The organism is Craterilacuibacter sp. (assembly GCF_051659485.1).
Lineage (GTDB): Bacteria > Pseudomonadota > Gammaproteobacteria > Burkholderiales > Chromobacteriaceae > Craterilacuibacter.
Genome location: NZ_JBOFOO010000129.1, coordinates 1 through 16,390 on the forward strand (window position 1 = coordinate 1; position 16,390 = coordinate 16,390).

11 protein-coding genes are annotated in these 16,390 nt (G+C 60.5%); 6 read left to right on the forward strand and 5 right to left on the reverse strand.

The genetic code is table 11. The features are described 5' to 3' along the window. Together ACRC1E_RS04490 and ACRC1E_RS04495 are read left to right on the forward strand one after the other, a co-directional pair. Positions 1-2,405: efflux RND transporter permease subunit (locus tag ACRC1E_RS04490; protein WP_438513912.1), on the forward strand; the 2,405-nt coding region annotated here is incomplete at its 5' end. 161 nt (positions 2,406-2,566) lie between these two features. Beyond that, positions 2,567-3,778, forward strand: coding sequence for a helix-turn-helix transcriptional regulator (locus ACRC1E_RS04495; RefSeq protein ID WP_438513913.1), 1,212 nt, complete (start codon positions 2,567-2,569; stop codon positions 3,776-3,778). Between the two features lie 65 nt (positions 3,779-3,843). Here ACRC1E_RS04495 and ACRC1E_RS04500 read toward each other — a convergent pair whose 3' ends face one another. The 4 genes from ACRC1E_RS04500 to glnE form a co-directional block, all read right to left on the reverse strand. Next, the gene (locus ACRC1E_RS04500) at positions 3,844-4,425 is read right to left on the reverse strand and encodes a TetR/AcrR family transcriptional regulator (protein ID WP_438513914.1); all 582 of its coding nucleotides are present in this window, start codon (positions 4,423-4,425) and stop codon (positions 3,844-3,846) included. Next, positions 4,422-5,459: a lipopolysaccharide heptosyltransferase II gene (waaF, locus tag ACRC1E_RS04505; protein WP_438513915.1), complete on the reverse strand. Its 1,038-nt coding sequence runs from the start codon at positions 5,457-5,459 to the stop codon at positions 4,422-4,424. Before waaF ends, ACRC1E_RS04500 begins: the two co-directional genes overlap by 4 nt. A gap of 59 nt (positions 5,460-5,518) precedes the next feature. Then, complete coding sequence (locus ACRC1E_RS04510) at positions 5,519-5,719, reverse strand: zinc-finger domain-containing protein (protein ID WP_438513916.1); 201 nt, start codon at positions 5,717-5,719, stop codon at positions 5,519-5,521. A gap of 150 nt (positions 5,720-5,869) precedes the next feature. Beyond that, positions 5,870-8,542, reverse strand: a complete 2,673-nt coding sequence (glnE, locus tag ACRC1E_RS04515; protein ID WP_438513917.1) for a bifunctional [glutamate--ammonia ligase]-adenylyl-L-tyrosine phosphorylase/[glutamate--ammonia-ligase] adenylyltransferase — start codon at positions 8,540-8,542, stop codon at positions 5,870-5,872. A gap of 28 nt (positions 8,543-8,570) precedes the next feature. Here glnE and ACRC1E_RS04520 point away from each other — a divergent pair, with 28 nt between their 5' ends. Genes ACRC1E_RS04520 through tldD form a run of 3 tightly spaced genes read left to right on the forward strand, consistent with a single transcriptional unit; the run spans position 8,571 to position 14,753 of the window. Continuing rightward, positions 8,571-12,467: a YhdP family protein gene (locus ACRC1E_RS04520; RefSeq protein ID WP_438513918.1), complete on the forward strand. Its 3,897-nt coding sequence runs from the start codon at positions 8,571-8,573 to the stop codon at positions 12,465-12,467. Positions 12,468-12,488: 21 nt separating this feature from the next. After that, positions 12,489-13,295 (forward strand): carbon-nitrogen hydrolase family protein, encoded by an 807-nt coding sequence (locus tag ACRC1E_RS04525; protein WP_438513919.1) that lies wholly within the window; start codon positions 12,489-12,491, stop codon positions 13,293-13,295. A 12-nt stretch (positions 13,296-13,307) separates the two neighbouring features. After that, a complete protein-coding gene (tldD, locus tag ACRC1E_RS04530; RefSeq protein WP_438513920.1) occupies positions 13,308-14,753 on the forward strand; it encodes a metalloprotease TldD in 1,446 nt (481 codons plus the stop codon). A gap of 89 nt (positions 14,754-14,842) precedes the next feature. Here tldD and ACRC1E_RS04535 read toward each other — a convergent pair whose 3' ends face one another. After that, positions 14,843-15,337 (reverse strand): PACE efflux transporter, encoded by a 495-nt coding sequence (locus ACRC1E_RS04535; RefSeq protein WP_438513921.1) that lies wholly within the window; start codon positions 15,335-15,337, stop codon positions 14,843-14,845. Between the two features lie 63 nt (positions 15,338-15,400). Here ACRC1E_RS04535 and ACRC1E_RS04540 point away from each other — a divergent pair, with 63 nt between their 5' ends. Next, positions 15,401-16,282, forward strand: a complete 882-nt coding sequence (locus tag ACRC1E_RS04540) for a LysR family transcriptional regulator (protein WP_438513922.1) — start codon at positions 15,401-15,403, stop codon at positions 16,280-16,282. The last annotated feature ends 108 nt before the right edge of the window (positions 16,283-16,390 follow it).

Here is a 16,390-nt window from a genome sequence, read left to right on the forward strand (position 1 = left end):
GTCATGAAAGCAAAAACCAGCGTTTGCGCCAGATGGTCGATGCCTGCGCCGAACGCCTGTTTCGCCACCGCAATACCCTGTTGCTGCTGTTTGCCGCGATCACGCTGGCACTGGGCTGGGGGGCATCGCAAGCGCGGCTGGACCCGGGTTTTAACAAGCTGATCCCCTTGTCGCACCCGTATATGCAGACGCTCAGCGACTACAGCAAGGTGTTCTCCGGCGCCAACCGCATCCTGATCAATGTGCGGGCCCGGGATGGTTCGGATATTTACAGTCAGCCGTATATGGAGGCGCTGAAGAATATCAACGACGAGATTTTCTTTATTCCCGGCGTGGACAGGGCGCGGGTGAAGTCGCTGTATAGCCCGGCCGTGCGCTACACCGAGGTGACCGAGGAGGGCTTTCTCAGCGACGTGGTGGTGCCGGCGCGCTTTACCGCCCAGCCGGACGAACTGGATGTGGTGCGGCGCAATGTGGCGCGTTCGGGTGAAATCGGCCGCCTGATCGCCACCGACCAGACGGCTTCGATGATCGTGGCCGACCTGCAGGATATCAATCCCGAAACCGGTGCCAAGGTCGATTATGCCGATATCGCCGGCAAGCTCGAACAGATACGCGCCAAATACGGTAACGACAAGATAGAAATCAATATCATCGGCTTTGTCAAGGTAGTGGGTGATGTGCAAGAGGCACTGGGGCAGGTGTTTGCCTTCTTCGGTATCGCCTTCGCCATTACGGCCGTGCTGCTGCTGGCCTATAGCCGCTCGCTGAAACTGACCGTGGTGGCGCTCACGGTCGCCTTGCTGCCGGTGGTGTGGCTGGTAGGCTTGTTGCCGGTGTTCGGTCTGGGCATTGATCCGATGTCCATTCTGGTGCCGTTTTTGATTTTCTCCATTGGCGTGTCGCATGCGGTGCAGATGACCAATGCCTGGAAGCAGGAGGTGGCCGCCGGCAAGGATGCGCGCGAAGCGGCCAAGGCGGCGTTTCGCAAGCTGTTTGTGCCCGGTTCGGTGGCGCTGTTGACCAATGCGCTGGGCTTTATGGTCATCATGCTGATCGATATCCAGATCGTGCGCGAACTGGGGGCGACTGCGTGTCTGGGCGTCACGCTGATGATCGTGACCAACAAGATGCTGCTGCCGCTGGTGCTGTCTTTCCTGAAACTGGAGCCGTCTGCGCTACGCACCGCGGCGGCCCGCGGCGGGCGTCAGGCGCTGTGGTGGCGTTTGTCGGGCTACGCTACGGCAAAAACGGGGCTATTCAGTATTGCGGTGGCGCTGGTGCTGCTGGGCTGGGGCACAATGGAGTCGCGCAAGCTCGAAGTCGGCGACACCGGCTCGGGCGTAGCCGAACTGCGTGCCGATTCTCGCTATAACCGCGACCATAGCCAGATCGTCGGCTCCTACGCCATCGGGATGGATGTCTTGTCGGTGATTGTCGAATCCAAGACCGATAACCCCGAGGGGAGCTGCCTCAAATATCCGCTGATGAATGCCGTTGACCGTTTCGGTTTGCAGATGCAGGGTGTTGCGGGTGTGCAATCGGTGGTGGCGGTGCCGACGCTGGTCAAGTTCACCATCGCAGGCCAGAACGAAGGCAATCCGCGCTGGGCAGGCATTCCGCAAACCTCGGAGGCGCTGCGTCAGGGCGCGCGCGCCATGGGGCCGGAGACCGGCCTCACCGTCGAGGATTGCGGCGCGATGCAGGTGCTGGTTTACCTTCAGGACCATAAGGGGGCGACACTGGTCAATGCCCTAAATGAAGCCAAACGCTTTATCGCCGATAACCAGACCCCGGGGGTGAAATTCCGTCTGGCAGGCGGCAGTGCCGGCGTGGCGGCCGCAACCAATGAAGCGGTCGAGCATGCCGAAGTGACCATGCTGCTAGCCATTTTTGGCGCGATTTCGCTGCTGTGTCTGCTGACTTTCCGTTCCTGGCGTGCGGTGCTGTGCATCATCGTGCCTTTGGCGCTGGTGTCCATTTTGTGCAATGCACTAATGGCGCTGCTGGGCATCGGCCTCAAGGTATCGACACTGCCGGTGATCGCGCTGGGGGTGGGGGTGGGGGTCGACTACGGCATCTATCTGTTCGAACGCATCGAAACCGAGATGCAGGAGCGCGGACTGGACTTGCGCGAGGCCGTGTACGAGGCCTTGCGTCAGCGGGGGACTGCCGCCGTGTTTACCGCGTTCACCATGGCGCTGAGCGTCGGCACCTGGGCTTTTTCCTCGCTCAAGTTTCAGGCGGATATGGGCATCCTGCTGGCCTTCATGTTCTTTGTGAACGTGTTTGGTGCCATTACGCTGGCGCCGGCGCTGGCCTACTGGCTGAATCTGGCATTGTGGCAGCGCAAGGCGGCGCCGACGCCTGTTGCCGATGGGACGCAAAAGCATCAGACGGTGTGAGCTGGATCTCGATGGTGCACACTGCCGGTTTTCAGCAGTGCGCGCCATCGGTTTGCTGCAGTGCATGATTTACAGGTTAAGCATACGACATGTAGATTGCTGCTTAGCAAACAAAAGTGCCAGCACTAGCGTATCGAGACCACACCATCACAGGGCAAACCATGCAGCCACCTTCGTCAGCCCCAGCCCCATCACCGGACGCCGAATTAGCCAGCAACGGGCAGCCTGAAATACTGGATACCTTCAGTCAGCTGCTGGGCGCGCTCTACGAAACCGCTTACGACAATACCACCTGGCCCAAAGCGGTCGCTTTATTGCGTGACCAGCTGGATGCCAACTTCGTGACACTGATCATCCGGCCGGATACTTCGGATCAGGCCGGCGCCATGATTACGGCCGGCCAGGTGTTCGAGGCGCATTCCGGCTTGCGTTCGCAATACAGCTACCCCAGCCCTTTTGTCGACTTGGTATCCGACAAGGTGTATGTGATTGATGATTTGATGCGTAAGGATGAGTGGCGGCAATCCTTGTTTTACCATCACTTCTGTGAACCATACGGCGTATTTCATGTGATGGGGGCCGATATCCGGACGCTGGATAATGGTGAATTCAAAATCCGGGTGACGCGCCCGGAAAGCGGAGCCCCCTTCAGTGCCGCAGACAAGGCCGAGCTGACCCGTTTACTGCCGCATATCAAACGCACGCTGAATATCCAGACCCGCATGCGTGCGACCGAATCGGTGGGGCTGCTCTACACCGAGGCGGTGTCACGCATGATGGTGGCGACCATCATTCTCGATGAAAAAGGCCAGGTCCTGCAAAGCAACCAGATCGCCAGCGAACTGTTGGCCGAGGGCGACGGACTCAAGGTCTATCAGGGCAAGCTGGTCGCGTCCTATTCGACCGAGAGTCGCGAACTACAGGCCATGATTACCCAGAACCTTGTCCGCCAGCAAAAGCCGGTGGCCGCTGGCAGTGCTCCAGCGATGGTGGAAGCCATGTCGCTGTCGCGCCCGTCCGGACGCGTCAACCTCGGGGTGGTGGTCAAGGCGGTGCCCAGCAATGAATGGATAGGCGGCAAGCAGCGCCCGGCGGTGATGGTCTATGTGCGCGATGCGGAAAAAAAGAGTGCGGTTCCGCTAAAGGTCACCCAGCAATTGTTCGGTCTGACACCTGCAGAGTCGACCCTGGCCGTGCATCTGGCCAATGGCTTGTCGCTGGAAGAAGCCGCGGAAGAGCTGGGCATACGCCACAACACCGCCCGCGCGCACTTGCGCTCCATCTTTTCCAAAACTGGCGTACGCCGCCAGACCGAGTTGGTGCGCATCATGCTCAATAGCGTCAGCGCGCTGGGGCAGCAAACCTTGGGCTGAGCCTGAATGTGCAACCCTCACTTAGCCGGCAAGGGCTATCTCGTTCCGCTCTCTCTTGAACGCGCTCAGGCCTCGGTCAGTGTGAGCGCCAGGATCTGGTCGGCCAGTTCGGCGACCGAGAGGCTGCCTTCCTGACGATACCACTGTACCGTCCAGTGCAGGCTGCCAAGCAAGGTGCGGCGCAGCAAGCGGGTATTGCTTTTGATGAGGCCTGCGGCGGCAGCTTCGTCCAGTACTTGCTGCCACAGTGCTTCGTAGCGGTCGCGTAGCAGTACCAGGCCGGGGCGGGCGTCTTCGGAGACACTACGCCATTCGTAAAGCATCACCTCTAGCGCCGCCTGATTTTCGCCCAGCAGGGAATTCAGGTGCACGTGAAACAGGGCGGCGAGCCGGGCATGTAATGTGTCTGCCTGATCCAGCGCCAGTTGCAGCTGCTCGGTAGTGCTGCTGATGCCCAGTGCCATCACCGCGACCAGCATCTCTTCCTTGCTGCGAAAGTGGTAGAACAGGCTGCCCGATTGCATGCCGACAGCGTGGGCAAGGTCGCGTACCGTGCTGCGCTCGTAGCCCTGATCGCGGAACAGACGGGCGGCAGCACGCACCAAGACCATGCGCCGGCTGCCAGGTTCGCTTGTCGTGTGGCTCATGATGCGTCTGGTACCGGCGGATGGCGTTCCAGCAACTGTTGTGCCGCTTGCCACACCCGCTCGGCCTGCATTTTCTCCAGACAGTTGGTGTGTTTTAACGGACAGACACGCTCGAAGCAGGGGCTGCAATCCAGACTCAGCGTAACAATCGCCGCTTTGTCCGATAGCGGGGGGGTGAAGCCGGGGCTGGAAGAGCCATAGAGCGCCACCAGCGGAATACCCAGCGCGGCCGCAATATGCATCAGTCCGGAGTCGTTGCACACCGCCAGTGAGGCAAAGCCCATCAGGTCGATGGCCTCTTCCAGTCCGGTCGCGCCACACAGATTGGTGGCCGCACCGCCGGCTTGTTCGCAGATCGCATGGCCGATCTCGCTGTCTTTGGCCGAACCGAATAGCCAGACATGCCAGCCCGCATCGGCAAAGGCACGCGACAAGGCCGCAAAGTGGCGTGCCGGCCAGCGTTTGGCCGGGCCGTATTCGGCACCGGGGCACATCACCACCACCGGGCGGGATAAATCCAGCCCCAGCCGCATGGCGCTTGCCTGCCCCGTTTCGCTATTGAAAGCGAGGCGGGGGTGGGCAATCGGCAATTCGGGGGCGACCGCCGGCGCTTCTGCCAGTGCGCAAAAACGCTCTATCATCTTCGGCAGCGCTTTTTCGTCCAGCGCACGCATATCGTTGACCAGTCCATAGCGCATTTCACCGGTAAAGCCGGTGCGCTTGGGAATGCCGGCCATAAACGGTATCAGCGCCGATTTGATCGAACCGGGCAGGATGATGGCCTGATCGAATTTTTCTGTCGCCAGTTCGCGTGCCACGCGCCAGCGTTCACCCAGTTGCAACTGGCCGTGACCGAAGGGGTTGAGATGCGCGCGCGCGACTTCCGGCATGCGCGCCAATAGCGGCATGGTCCAGACCGGGGCGAAAACATGTACTTCGGCGCCGGGATTGCGCTCCAGCAGGCGGCGGTATAGTGGCTGAGCCATTACGCCGTCGCCAACCCACGAGGGGCCGATGACCAGAATTTTTTTCATGTTTGGGCAAGCAAAAAAGGCGCGCCGGACGCACCTTTGAATCGGGCAGGGTCAGGCACTTAGTGGTGGCCGCTGACCGGACCCGTCAATTGGTAATGGGTGCCGCAATATGGGCACAGTGCTTCGCCGCCATTTTTGACGATGGGCAGGAATACGCGCGGATGCGAGTTCCATTTCACCATGTCGGGCATCGGGCAGACCAGAGGCAGGTCGGTCGCGGTGACTTCAATGGTGCGGCGGGTGTTTTCAGTCGGTTCCATAGCGGGTTTCTTCAGTGTTGTTGGTCTTGTTGCGGCGAGTATACCGCGTTCGCGCTAAGCGCCCCAAATGCCGGTTATCGGCGCCGGCTGGCCTGAATGAGCGGCGCGTCGCCCGGATTATACCTTCAGCATGACAAGTGTGCAGAAGCTTCAGATGACTTGCCCGAACAGTGCCAGCCATAAGGCACGCACCGCACGATAGTCTGCATGCAAAGCCTCGCTGACTTCGACTTCTCCCTTGTCGTTTAGACGTGCCGCATGCTGCAGGCGGCGATAGTGGCGATACGCATCCTGCACCGGATGTGCGAGCTCCGGGTCGATCAGGCCGGCGTCGGCGGCATCGGCCAACAGCGCGATGGTGCCGGTATTGGCCGTGAGTGCCGGCGTCTGGTGCGCATAGGCCAGAATCAGTGTCTGGATAATAAACTCGGCATCGATAATGCCGCCGCGGGCATGCTTGATATCCTGATCGCGTGCGGGGTGGGTCTCCAGCATGCGGGTACGCATATCGATGACTTCCTGCTTGAGGCCGGCCACATCGCGTTGCTGCATCAGGACTTCGCGGCGCACGGCATCGAAGGCGGTGCCGATCGCCGTGTCGCCTGCGACAAAGCGCGCACGGGTGAGCGCCTGATGCTCCCATGCCCAGGCGTGGGTGTGCTGGTAGGCGGCAAAAGCCTGCACCGTACTGACCAGTAGCCCGCTCTGGCCATTGGGTCGCAGCCTGAGATCAATATCGTACAGCACACCGGCGCTGGTCGTGCTGGTCAGCCAGGTCGACATCTTGCGCGCCAGACGCGCGTAAAGCTCCGGGGCATCCGGGTGTTCGTCTTCGTAGAGGAAAATAATGTCGAGGTCTGAGACATAGCCCAGCTCTTTTCCACCCAGCTTGCCGTAGCCGATGATGGCAAAGCGCGGGATTTCGGTGTGGCGCTTGGCAATATCCAGCCAGGCATGGCGCAAGCTAGCCGACAACACCAGATCCGCCAGTCGCGACAGTTCATCCGACAAGGCTTCCAGCGTCCACATGCCGGCAATATCCTGTGCCACCAGCCGGAATACGTGTGCGTGCTGGAAGTGGCGCAAGGCATCCATCTTGCTTTCGGCATCGCCTTCGCAACCGGCCAGCTGGGCTTCAAGCTGCTCGGCCAGCAGTTGCCAGTCAGGTGTGGCATACAGCACGCGTGCGTCCAGCAACTCATCCAGCAAAATAGGGTGGCGTGTCAGGTAGGCGGACACCCAGGCACTGGCCGAACACAGTGCCGCCAGACGTTGCAGGGTCTGCGGGTATTCGCTGAGCAGGGCGAGATAAGACGCACGCCGGCTGATGGCTTCGAGCAGGGCGAGGATGCGGATCAGCGTCGCATCGGGCCCGGCTTGATGGCTGGCCACCTCGATCAGCGGTGCAATCAGCGCGTCGAACTGGCGCTGGCTGCGCTCGGGCATCTGCAGATAGCGCTGGCTGGCGGCGATGGCCGCCAGTTGGCGCACCACGGTATCGGGATCGGTATACCCCAGGGCTGCCAGTTGCTCGCGGCTATGGCTGGCGGCATCGAGGATGTCGCGCCACAAGGGTGCCAGCGGATGCGCCTGCGTCTCTTCGGTAGGCAGGAAAAAAACCTGCTCGAAATGGCGGGTCACATGGCGCCGCTCGAGATTCAATGCATTCATGAATGCGTACCAGTCGCTAAACCCCATACTGTGCGCCAGCACAGCGCAGGCTTCAGGGCTGGTGGGCAGGGTTTGTGTCTGCTGGTCGTCGGTATATTGCAGATGGTGCTCAAGTTTGCGTAAAAATGCATAGGCTTGCTGCAGCTCGGCGATGGCGCTGTCTTCCATCAGGTGCAGCGCCTTGAGTTGCGCCAGCGTGGCGCGTGTGCCGCGTAGTTGCAGGCTTTTTTCGCGCCCGCCGCGTATCAGCTGGAACACCTGGGCGATGAATTCCACCTCGCGGATGCCGCCGGGTCCCAGCTTGATGTTCTGCGCCATATCGCGGCGTGCCACCTCGCGCCGGATTTGGGCGTGCAGCTCGCGCATCGCGCCATAGGCACCATAATCCAGATACTTGCGGTAGACGAAAGGGCGCACCAGCTCGGACAGCGCGCTGGCGTCTCCCGAGAGCGCCCGCGCCTTGATCCATGCATAGCGTTCCCACTCGCGCCCTTGGGTCAGCAGATAGTTTTCCAGCGCGGCAAAGCTCATCACCAAGGGGCCGGAGTCACCGTAGGGGCGCAAGCGCATATCGACGCGAAACACCAGCCCGTCGGAGCCCGGTTCGCTGATGATGCGGATCAGCTGTTTGCCCAGGCGGGTAAAATACTCGTGATTGGACAGGCTGCGGGCGCCATTGGTGTCGCCGTCTTCGGGGTAGATAAAGATCAGGTCGATATCGGACGAGACATTCAGTTCATGTCCGCCCAGTTTGCCCATGGCGATGACGATCAGCTCCTGTACCGCACCGGACTCCTCGCCAATGGGGTCGCCAAATGGCGACAGTGCCTGGCGGGCGGCAATCAGGCCGCGCTGAACAGCGAACTCTGCCAACTGGCTGATGGTGGAAACCACCTCTTCCAGCGAGGCGAGCCCTGCCAGGTCGCGGGTAATCAGTCGCGCCATCACCGCCTGGCGCAAATGGCGCAACACCGGCATCAGTGTTTCCGGATCGCCTAGGTTGTCCCAGTCGGCAAATGCCTGTATCTGGGCCAGCTCGAAGGGGTGGTGCTGATGTGCAACAAGCTCGTCCAGCCTTTCCGGTCTAGCCTGAAGCAGGCGGTCCAGATAAAAGCTGAAAGACCGTGCATAGGGTACGGCAGTAACTGGCATAATACGGTTCCCAGGCGATGACAAGATCGTGAAAGATAATTCTACCCTCCCCAAGCCGGTTACAGGCAAACACTGGTGCGCCCGGCTAGGCCGCTTGCCGGTCAAAAAAATCATGGTGTGGAGCGCGCGTGCGCTGGGCATCATGCTGGCGCTATGGTTGTCGGCGCTCTTGCTGCTGGTGCTGGTCTGGCAATTCTGGCTGAAACCCAGCCTGCCGCAGGTTCGCGACTACCTGACGACCGAGGCCTCTAGGCTGATCGGGCGCGAGGTGTCGGTGCGTGCGCTGTCTACGCACTGGGACTATCTGCTGCCCACTGTGACGCTCAGCGGATTTGCCATCAGCAACCCCGGCGGCAAGGCGCTGAGCCTGCATGAAATCACGCTGACACCGGCCTGGTCATCACTGTGGACCCTGTCGCCCCAGTTTTCCCGTATTGCCTTGTCGGGGCTGGATTTAAGCCTGATACGCGAAACGGACGGGCGCATCGTGCTCAACGGCTTCGATCTGTCGCAAGGCAGCGGCCAGTCGGATGGACTGCTAGTCAACTGGCTGATCGCGCAAGATGCGATTACGGTGACTCAGGCGCGCCTGCGCTGGCAGGACGATCTGGTCGATGCGCTGCCATTGCTGATTACCGACGCCAGCCTTGAGCTGACCCGCGGTTTGCTCGGCCACAAGCTGGCATTGAACGGCAAGCCTGACGGACGTTATCTGGGTGGTTTTCGTTTGAATGCTGCCTGGCGTGGGGACGATATCAATGCTTGGCAGCAGTGGCAGGGCAAGGTCTCGGTGCTGGCGCGCGATGGCGCTTTTGCATGGTGGGAGCGTTACGCGCCTAAAACGGCGCTCTTGCCCAAGGGTAAGGCCAACTTCAAAGCCGAGCTGGCTTTTTCTGATGGCCATATCGACAGCCTGATCGCCGAAGGGCAGGTCGAGCAGGCGGCATTGGCCGAGCACGCGGCAACGCCGCTGGCTTTGCCGCGCATCGCCGGGCGCTTGAATTACCAGCGCGAAGGTAAACATGGTAACCGCCTGATTGCTGACCAGCTCTTTTTACAGACGCAAACCGGCGAGCTGTTCAACAATAGCCGTATCGAGGCGGACTGGTCGGATCAGGGCGGTGGCAAGCTGACCGCTTCCCAGCTTGATCTGGCACCCTTGATTCCGATTTTGATCGCCAGTGGCTGGCTGCCGGAGCAGCCTTGGCGCGCGGCCGGCCTGGAAGGGCGGGTGAGCCGTGTATCGGCCAGCTGGCAAGGGGCACTGAAAAAACCGGCGGCTTATCAGTTGTCCGGCCAGTTCGATGATCTGGGGTGGCAGACTTTTGGTGCTTTCCCCGGTGTGGCCGGCGGTTTTTCCGGACGTATTGCATTAAATCAGGTCGGAGGGCAGCTTGAGCTGGCCGGCAAGGGCGTCAATATTGATGCTCCCGAGCTCTTTAGCTATCCGTGGCAACTCAAGCAGGCCGGCGGCAAGCTGACATGGGCAAGGGTGGCAACAGGGGGCTGGTTGCTGAGTTTGCCGGGCTTTGAGGTGACGACCGAAGACTTCTCCGGGCAAGTCGCGGGGACGCTGGCCATCCGGCCGGATGGCGCATTACTGTCCGATCTGAGCGCGCAACTGGGCGAGGTGCCGCTTGCGAAGGTGGTGCGTTACCTGCCCGACAGTCTGGGCAAGGAGACCTTGCGCTGGTTACAAGCCGGGCTCGGTGGCGGTAGCGGGCACGACGTTAAAGCCACACTCAAGGGCGATCTCAAGGCCTTTCCTTTTCCGGAAGGCAAGGGCGGCAGCTTTGATCTGACCGCCAGGCTTGCCCGGGGCGTCTTACTTTTCGCGCCCGACTGGCCGGCGATTTCCGCCATCAACGGCCGGCTGGTGTTGAAAAATGACGGAGTGCGGATCGAGGCCGACGATGCCTTGACGCAAGGCGCCATGCTGTCGCAGGTTAAAGTCGAACTCAGGGATCTTTTTTACCAGCCCGCCGTCGTCGAGATAGAAGGGCAAGTGCGTGCGCCGCTGCAGACGATGCTGGACTACACCAAGGCCAGCCCGGTCAATGGCTGGCTGGATGGCTTTCTTGCCCAAATCGAGGCTTCCGGCGCGGCCGGTCTGGGGCTGAAAATCAGCTTGCCGCTGGATACGCCCGATAAAACCCGGGTCGACGGCAGGCTGGGGCTGCGAGGCAACCCGCTGCGCTTTACTGACTTGCCCGTGCCGCCGCTGGATGCGGTGAGCGGTACGCTGGCCTTTAACGAACAGGGCGTGTCCACGCCCGGCTTGGCGCTGTCGGTACTTGGCCAGCCCATGCGCTTGCGCGCAGACACGACAGCACAAGGCTTGTCGCGTTTCATGCTGGACGGGAATGCCGACATGCACCGCGTATTGGCATTTTATCTGCCGGCACTGTCACCCTTTGCCTTGGGCGTGTCGCCCTTGGATATTGTTTTTAGCCTGCAAGACGGCCAATTCAAGGGCTTGCAGGCCGATAGCACGCTGGTCGGAACTTCTATACAGGCACCGGCGCCGGCGCATAAAACGGCGCTGGAACGCTGGCCATTCACGCTGGCGGTGCCCGCCATCCTGCCCAATCAAGGCGCACGCATAGACTGGCGGATACAAGGGCATGCCGCAGGGCGTGTGCAACTGACAGCGGATGGCGATTTGCAGGCAGCCAGTATCGGCGTAGGCACGCCGCTGCCGGCCCCGCCTGCGTATGGTGTGGCGCTGGCCGTCGCGGCAGCGCAACTGGATGCCGACTCGTGGCTGGCGGCGTTGACGGCACCGGCTTCGGTCAAGGGGGTGTCCGGACTACCGCCATGGCCATTCAGTTTTGCATTGCAAACACCACAACTGACCTTGTCCGGACGCGACTGGGGGCTAACAGACCTTAACGGACGCGTTGACAGGCAAGGCGTGAGCGGCAAAGTGCAAAACCCATATTTTGCCGGGCGTATGCAGTATCCGTTTGCCGCGCAGGCGCTGACAGCGAGGCTGGACTATCTGAAGTTTCCGCTACCGGAAGCGACTGCAGCGGGCGGTTTGCCGTCTTCTTCCCCGTCACCGAAGATGCCGGCTACCCATGCGCTACGGATAGCCTTTGAGGCGGATGCAGTCTATTACCGCGCCCTGAATCTGGGGAAACTGCAAGCCATGCTGCAGCATGGCAGCGGGCTATGGCAACTGGACAAGGTGGTGCTCTCCTCCGTTGACGGTGTTTTTAACATCAGCGGACTGGATGCGGTTGATGGCGGTCGCACCGCGATACGGCTGGCTTTCGAGTCCGGTAATCTGGGTGCCTTGCTGACCCGCTTTGGCTATCCAGGTGCAGTACTGGGCGGTAGTGGCAGCCTCGCAGGTGCCTTGTCATGGCCGGGTGAACTCACGCAATTTGATGCGGAAAATATTTCCGGCTCGCTGAGTCTGGACGTACGTGACGGGCGCTTTTCCCAATTCGACTCGCAAGCGGCACGCCTGCTCAGCGTTCTGTCGCTGCAGTCGGTCCGGCGCTTGTTGCGACTGGATTTTGCTTCCGTTTTCGACAAGGGTTTCGCTTTCGACCATATCAAGGGGGACGTGGCGGTGATCAATGGCATCTTTCAGAGTAACGGTATTCAGCTAGACAGCACTGCCGCCAAGGTGCTGATGAGCGGACAGGTCAGCCTGCCTGCCGACACGCAATCGCTGGATATTACCGTCACCCCCAAGCTGTCGCAGGGCGTCGCCTTGGCCGCCGGCGCGGCGCTGCTCAATCCGGTGGCGGGTCTGGCGACACTGGCCGCCGAGACCGTGTTTGGTAACCCGTTTGGGCGCCTGTTTTCATTTGGCTACCATGTCAGCGGTAGCCTGAGCGATCCGCAGGTCAAGCGTGTCGAATCGCCGTTAAGCTATCCGGCCGGAAAAAAACCGGCCGCCCCCACTTTGTAAGCGACTTACAGGATGACAATCTTGCAAAAATTTCGTGCAGCCGCTGTGCAAATGGTCTCCGGGACTTCGGTGGCCGATAATCTTGATAGGGCTCGCCACTGGGTTGCCGCAGCCGCAGCGGCCGGTGCCGCACTCGTGGTCTTGCCCGAGTATTTTTGCCTGATGGGACAAAGTGACCGCGACAAGCTGGCCTTGGCCGAAGCGCCGGGCGAGGGGCGCTTGCAGGCGGATTTATCTGCCATGGCGCGTGAAAACGGCGTCTGGCTGGTGGCAGGGACGATACCGCTGCAATGTCCTGAGCCAGGTAAGGTCTACAACAGCTGCCTTCTGTTCGACCCGCAAGGCAAAGAATATGCCCGCTACGACAAGATCCATTTGTTCGGTTTTTCGGGGCTGGGCGAACGCTATGCCGAGGCCGACACCATCCTGCCGGGTACAGAGCCGCTGAAAGTGATGACGCCGCTTGCCGACTTGGCTGTCGGGATCTGTTACGATTTGCGTTTCCCCGAACAATTCAGGGCGCTGACGCCGTTTGATGTACTGCTGCTGCCGGCCGCGTTTACTGCAATTACCGGAGAGGCGCATTGGGAGACGCTGCTGCGGGCCCGCGCCATAGAAAACCAGTGTTACCTGATTGCATCCGCACAGGGCGGCCTGCATGAGAATGGCCGCCGCACTCATGGCCATTCGATGATTATCGACCCATGGGGCCGTATCCTGGACCAACTGCCCGAGGGCGAAGGTCTGGTACTGGCCCAAATAGATCCGACCCTGATCCAGTCGGTGCGTAGCCGCTTGCCGGCATTGACGCACCGTACCTTAGCCTGAGAACCCTAATATATGAATCAAGATACCTATCAGGCAGCCGATACGCTGCTGCTCTCCCCCGGCGGCATCAGCGAAAACATACTCGATGCGACTTTCGGGCGCTTGCAAGGGCATGGCGTCGACTATGCCGATCTTTATTTCCAGTACACCCGCAACGAGGCCTGGAGTCTAGAGGAGGGTATCGTTAAGGCCGGCAGCTTCAGTATCGATCAGGGCGTGGGAGTGCGTGCCGTTTCCGGAGAAAAGACCGCCTTTGCCTATTCCGATGAAATCAGCGCCAGTGCGCTGGCACGCGCAGCCGATACCGTACGTGCCATCGGCAGTAACGGTGGTGATATCCGCGTCGGTGCCGCCCGCCCGGTCTCCGGCGCCGCGCTGTACCCGGCGATTGACCCGTGCCATAGCCTGGAGGCGGCGGCCAAGGTTGAGCTATTGCATCGTATCGAACGTATCGCCCGCGCCCGCGATAGCCGCATCATTCAGGTGATGGCCAGTGTCGCATCCGAATATGATGTGGTGTATATCGCCCGCGCCGACGGCATACGCGCCGCCGATGTGCGCCCGCTGTCGCGGGTATCGGTGATGGTCATCGTCGAGGAAAACGGACGGCGCGAGCAGGCCGGTGCAGGCGGCGGCGGTCGCTTTGATTTGTCTTACTTTACTGATGATGTCGTCACCGGCTATGTCGAGCGTGCGGTGAAGGAAGCCACCACCAATCTTAGGGCGCAAGCGGCACCGGCAGGCCAGATGACGGTGGTGCTGGCTGCGGGCTGGCCCGGCGTGCTGTTGCACGAGGCCATCGGCCATGGTCTGGAGGGCGACTTCAACCGCAAAGGCACCAGCGCCTTTGCCGGCCGTATCGGCGAGCGCGTGGCTGCGCCTGGCGTCACCATTGTCGATGACGGCACCTTGCAAGGACGGCGCGGCTCGCTCAGCGTGGATGACGAAGGCCAGCCTAGCCAGTGTACGGTGCTGATCGAAGACGGCATTCTCAAGGGTTATATGCAGGACGCGATGAATGCGCGCCTGATGGGGGCGGCCGCAACCGGCAACGGCCGGCGCGAGTCTTATGCCAGTATTCCGATGCCGCGCATGACCAATACTTATATGCACGCCGGCGGGCACGACCCCGAAGAGATTATCGCCTCGGTCAAGGACGGCCTGTATGCGGTGAACTTCGGAGGCGGCCAGGTCGACATCACCAGCGGCAAGTTCGTATTCTCGGCGTCCGAAGCGTGGAAAATTGAAAACGGCAAGCTGGTTTATCCGGTCAAGGGCGCGACCCTGATCGGCAGCGGGCCTGATGTGCTGACCCAGGTCAGCATGATAGGCAATGATATGGCGCTGGACTCCGGTGTTGGCGTGTGCGGCAAGGAAGGCCAGAGCGTACCGGTCGGCGTAGGCCAGCCCACTTTGCGCATCGATGGCGGGCTGACCATAGGCGGCACCGGCAGCTGATTCTCCGCGCCCGCCGTCGTATCCGGCCCCATCATCAGTGCGGTGATGATGGGGCCGGTTTGTTGATTGTGGTGCCTTTGCCTATTTAATCAGGCCGTCTGTGGTGAAGGGATAGGGAAGGCCTGATCATAGCTCCAGTTGTAAACGAAGGTATAAACCAGATAAAACGCCACAAAACCAAGATTGAGCGCCAGAGCGGTTTGCATGCTGAGCCCCAGCCACCAAGCCATCACGGGCAGGGTCAAGACCATAAGTCCCCCTTCAAAACCAAAGGCATGCAATACCCGCTGCATCAGGTTCTTGTAGGTGTGGCCCTGCAACTTGAGCAGCAGTTTGTCTACGCCAAGGTTGTAGGCATAGTTCCAGACAGCCGCCAATAGCGAGAAGAACAGTGCCATTGGCCCCATATGGGTGAGGCTGATCCCGGTGATCCAGCTTGCCAGCGGAGATGCAATGAGCAGGCCAATCACTTCAAAGCCGATTGTGTGGCGCAGGCGGTCACGGGTATTGCGCATGGTCAGTTTTCCTTTCGCTATTAGCGTGTTTATGGCGGCCAATATACCGTCTGTTTCCGATGGTTTCATCTTGGTTTCTATCGTTAAAATAGATGGATTAACGCACGCCCCGGAGATGACAGGAGTAAAAGGATGAATCCCTCGCTGGAACAATTCAGGGCACTACTGGCAGCAGCAGAGACCGGCTCGTTTTCGGCGGCAGCCCGCAAGCTGGGCAAGGCGCAGTCGGTCGTGAGTACTGCCATTGCCAATCTGGAGATAGATCTGGGCCTTGAATTATTCGACCGTACCGGCCGTTACCCGCAGTTGACCATCGCAGGCGCGCGCATGGTGCGGGAGGCTGGAATCTTGCTGGCCCAAAGCGAGCGTTTACAGGCGATTGCCGGGGAGCTGGCTGCGGGCGTGGAGTCACGCCTGACCCTGGCCATTGATGATGACGCCCATCTGCCCTGGCTAGCGCCCCTGCTGGAGGCATTTGCCACCCGCTATCCGACAGTCGAGCTGGAGTTGCTTTTTCCGCTGATGGAAGACCTCACCGAAATGCTGGTCACGGGTCGCGCCCAGCTCGGTATTAGTTATCAGAAAGTCGAGCCGCAGCGAGAGATTGTCGCCTGCAGTTTGGACAGGGTCATGATGCCGCTGGTGGTATCCCCTGATCACCCGCTGGCTCACCAGGCGGAACTGAATGAGAGCGATCTGCAAGGGGCAAGGCAGCTGATGGCTACCGGGCGGCGGGAAGGCACCGAGCGTCAGCGTTTTCGGCTGGCTGCACAAGTCTGGTGGGTTGAGGGCGATCTTGCGGTGTTGGAATTGGTCAAGCGAGGGCTAGGCTGGGCGGCGATTCCGGATTTTTTGCTGCATCAGCCGCTGGCACGTCAGGAAGTCATCGTGCTGAAGCCGGATTTCATTCCGCTCCAGACGCTGGCGCTCGAGTTGCAGTGGCATCGTGCGCATCCGCTTGGGCAGGCAGGGTGCTGGCTAAAAGAGGCATTGCTCGCGCGGGCGCCGCCTTAAGTTGTCTGCCGACAGGCCGGTTCAGTCGATTGGATTGCAATTGATCAACTAGTCGCGTGCCTGTTGGGTAGTGATTGCTATAATATTGCGCCTTGGCCTGCCGCCTTT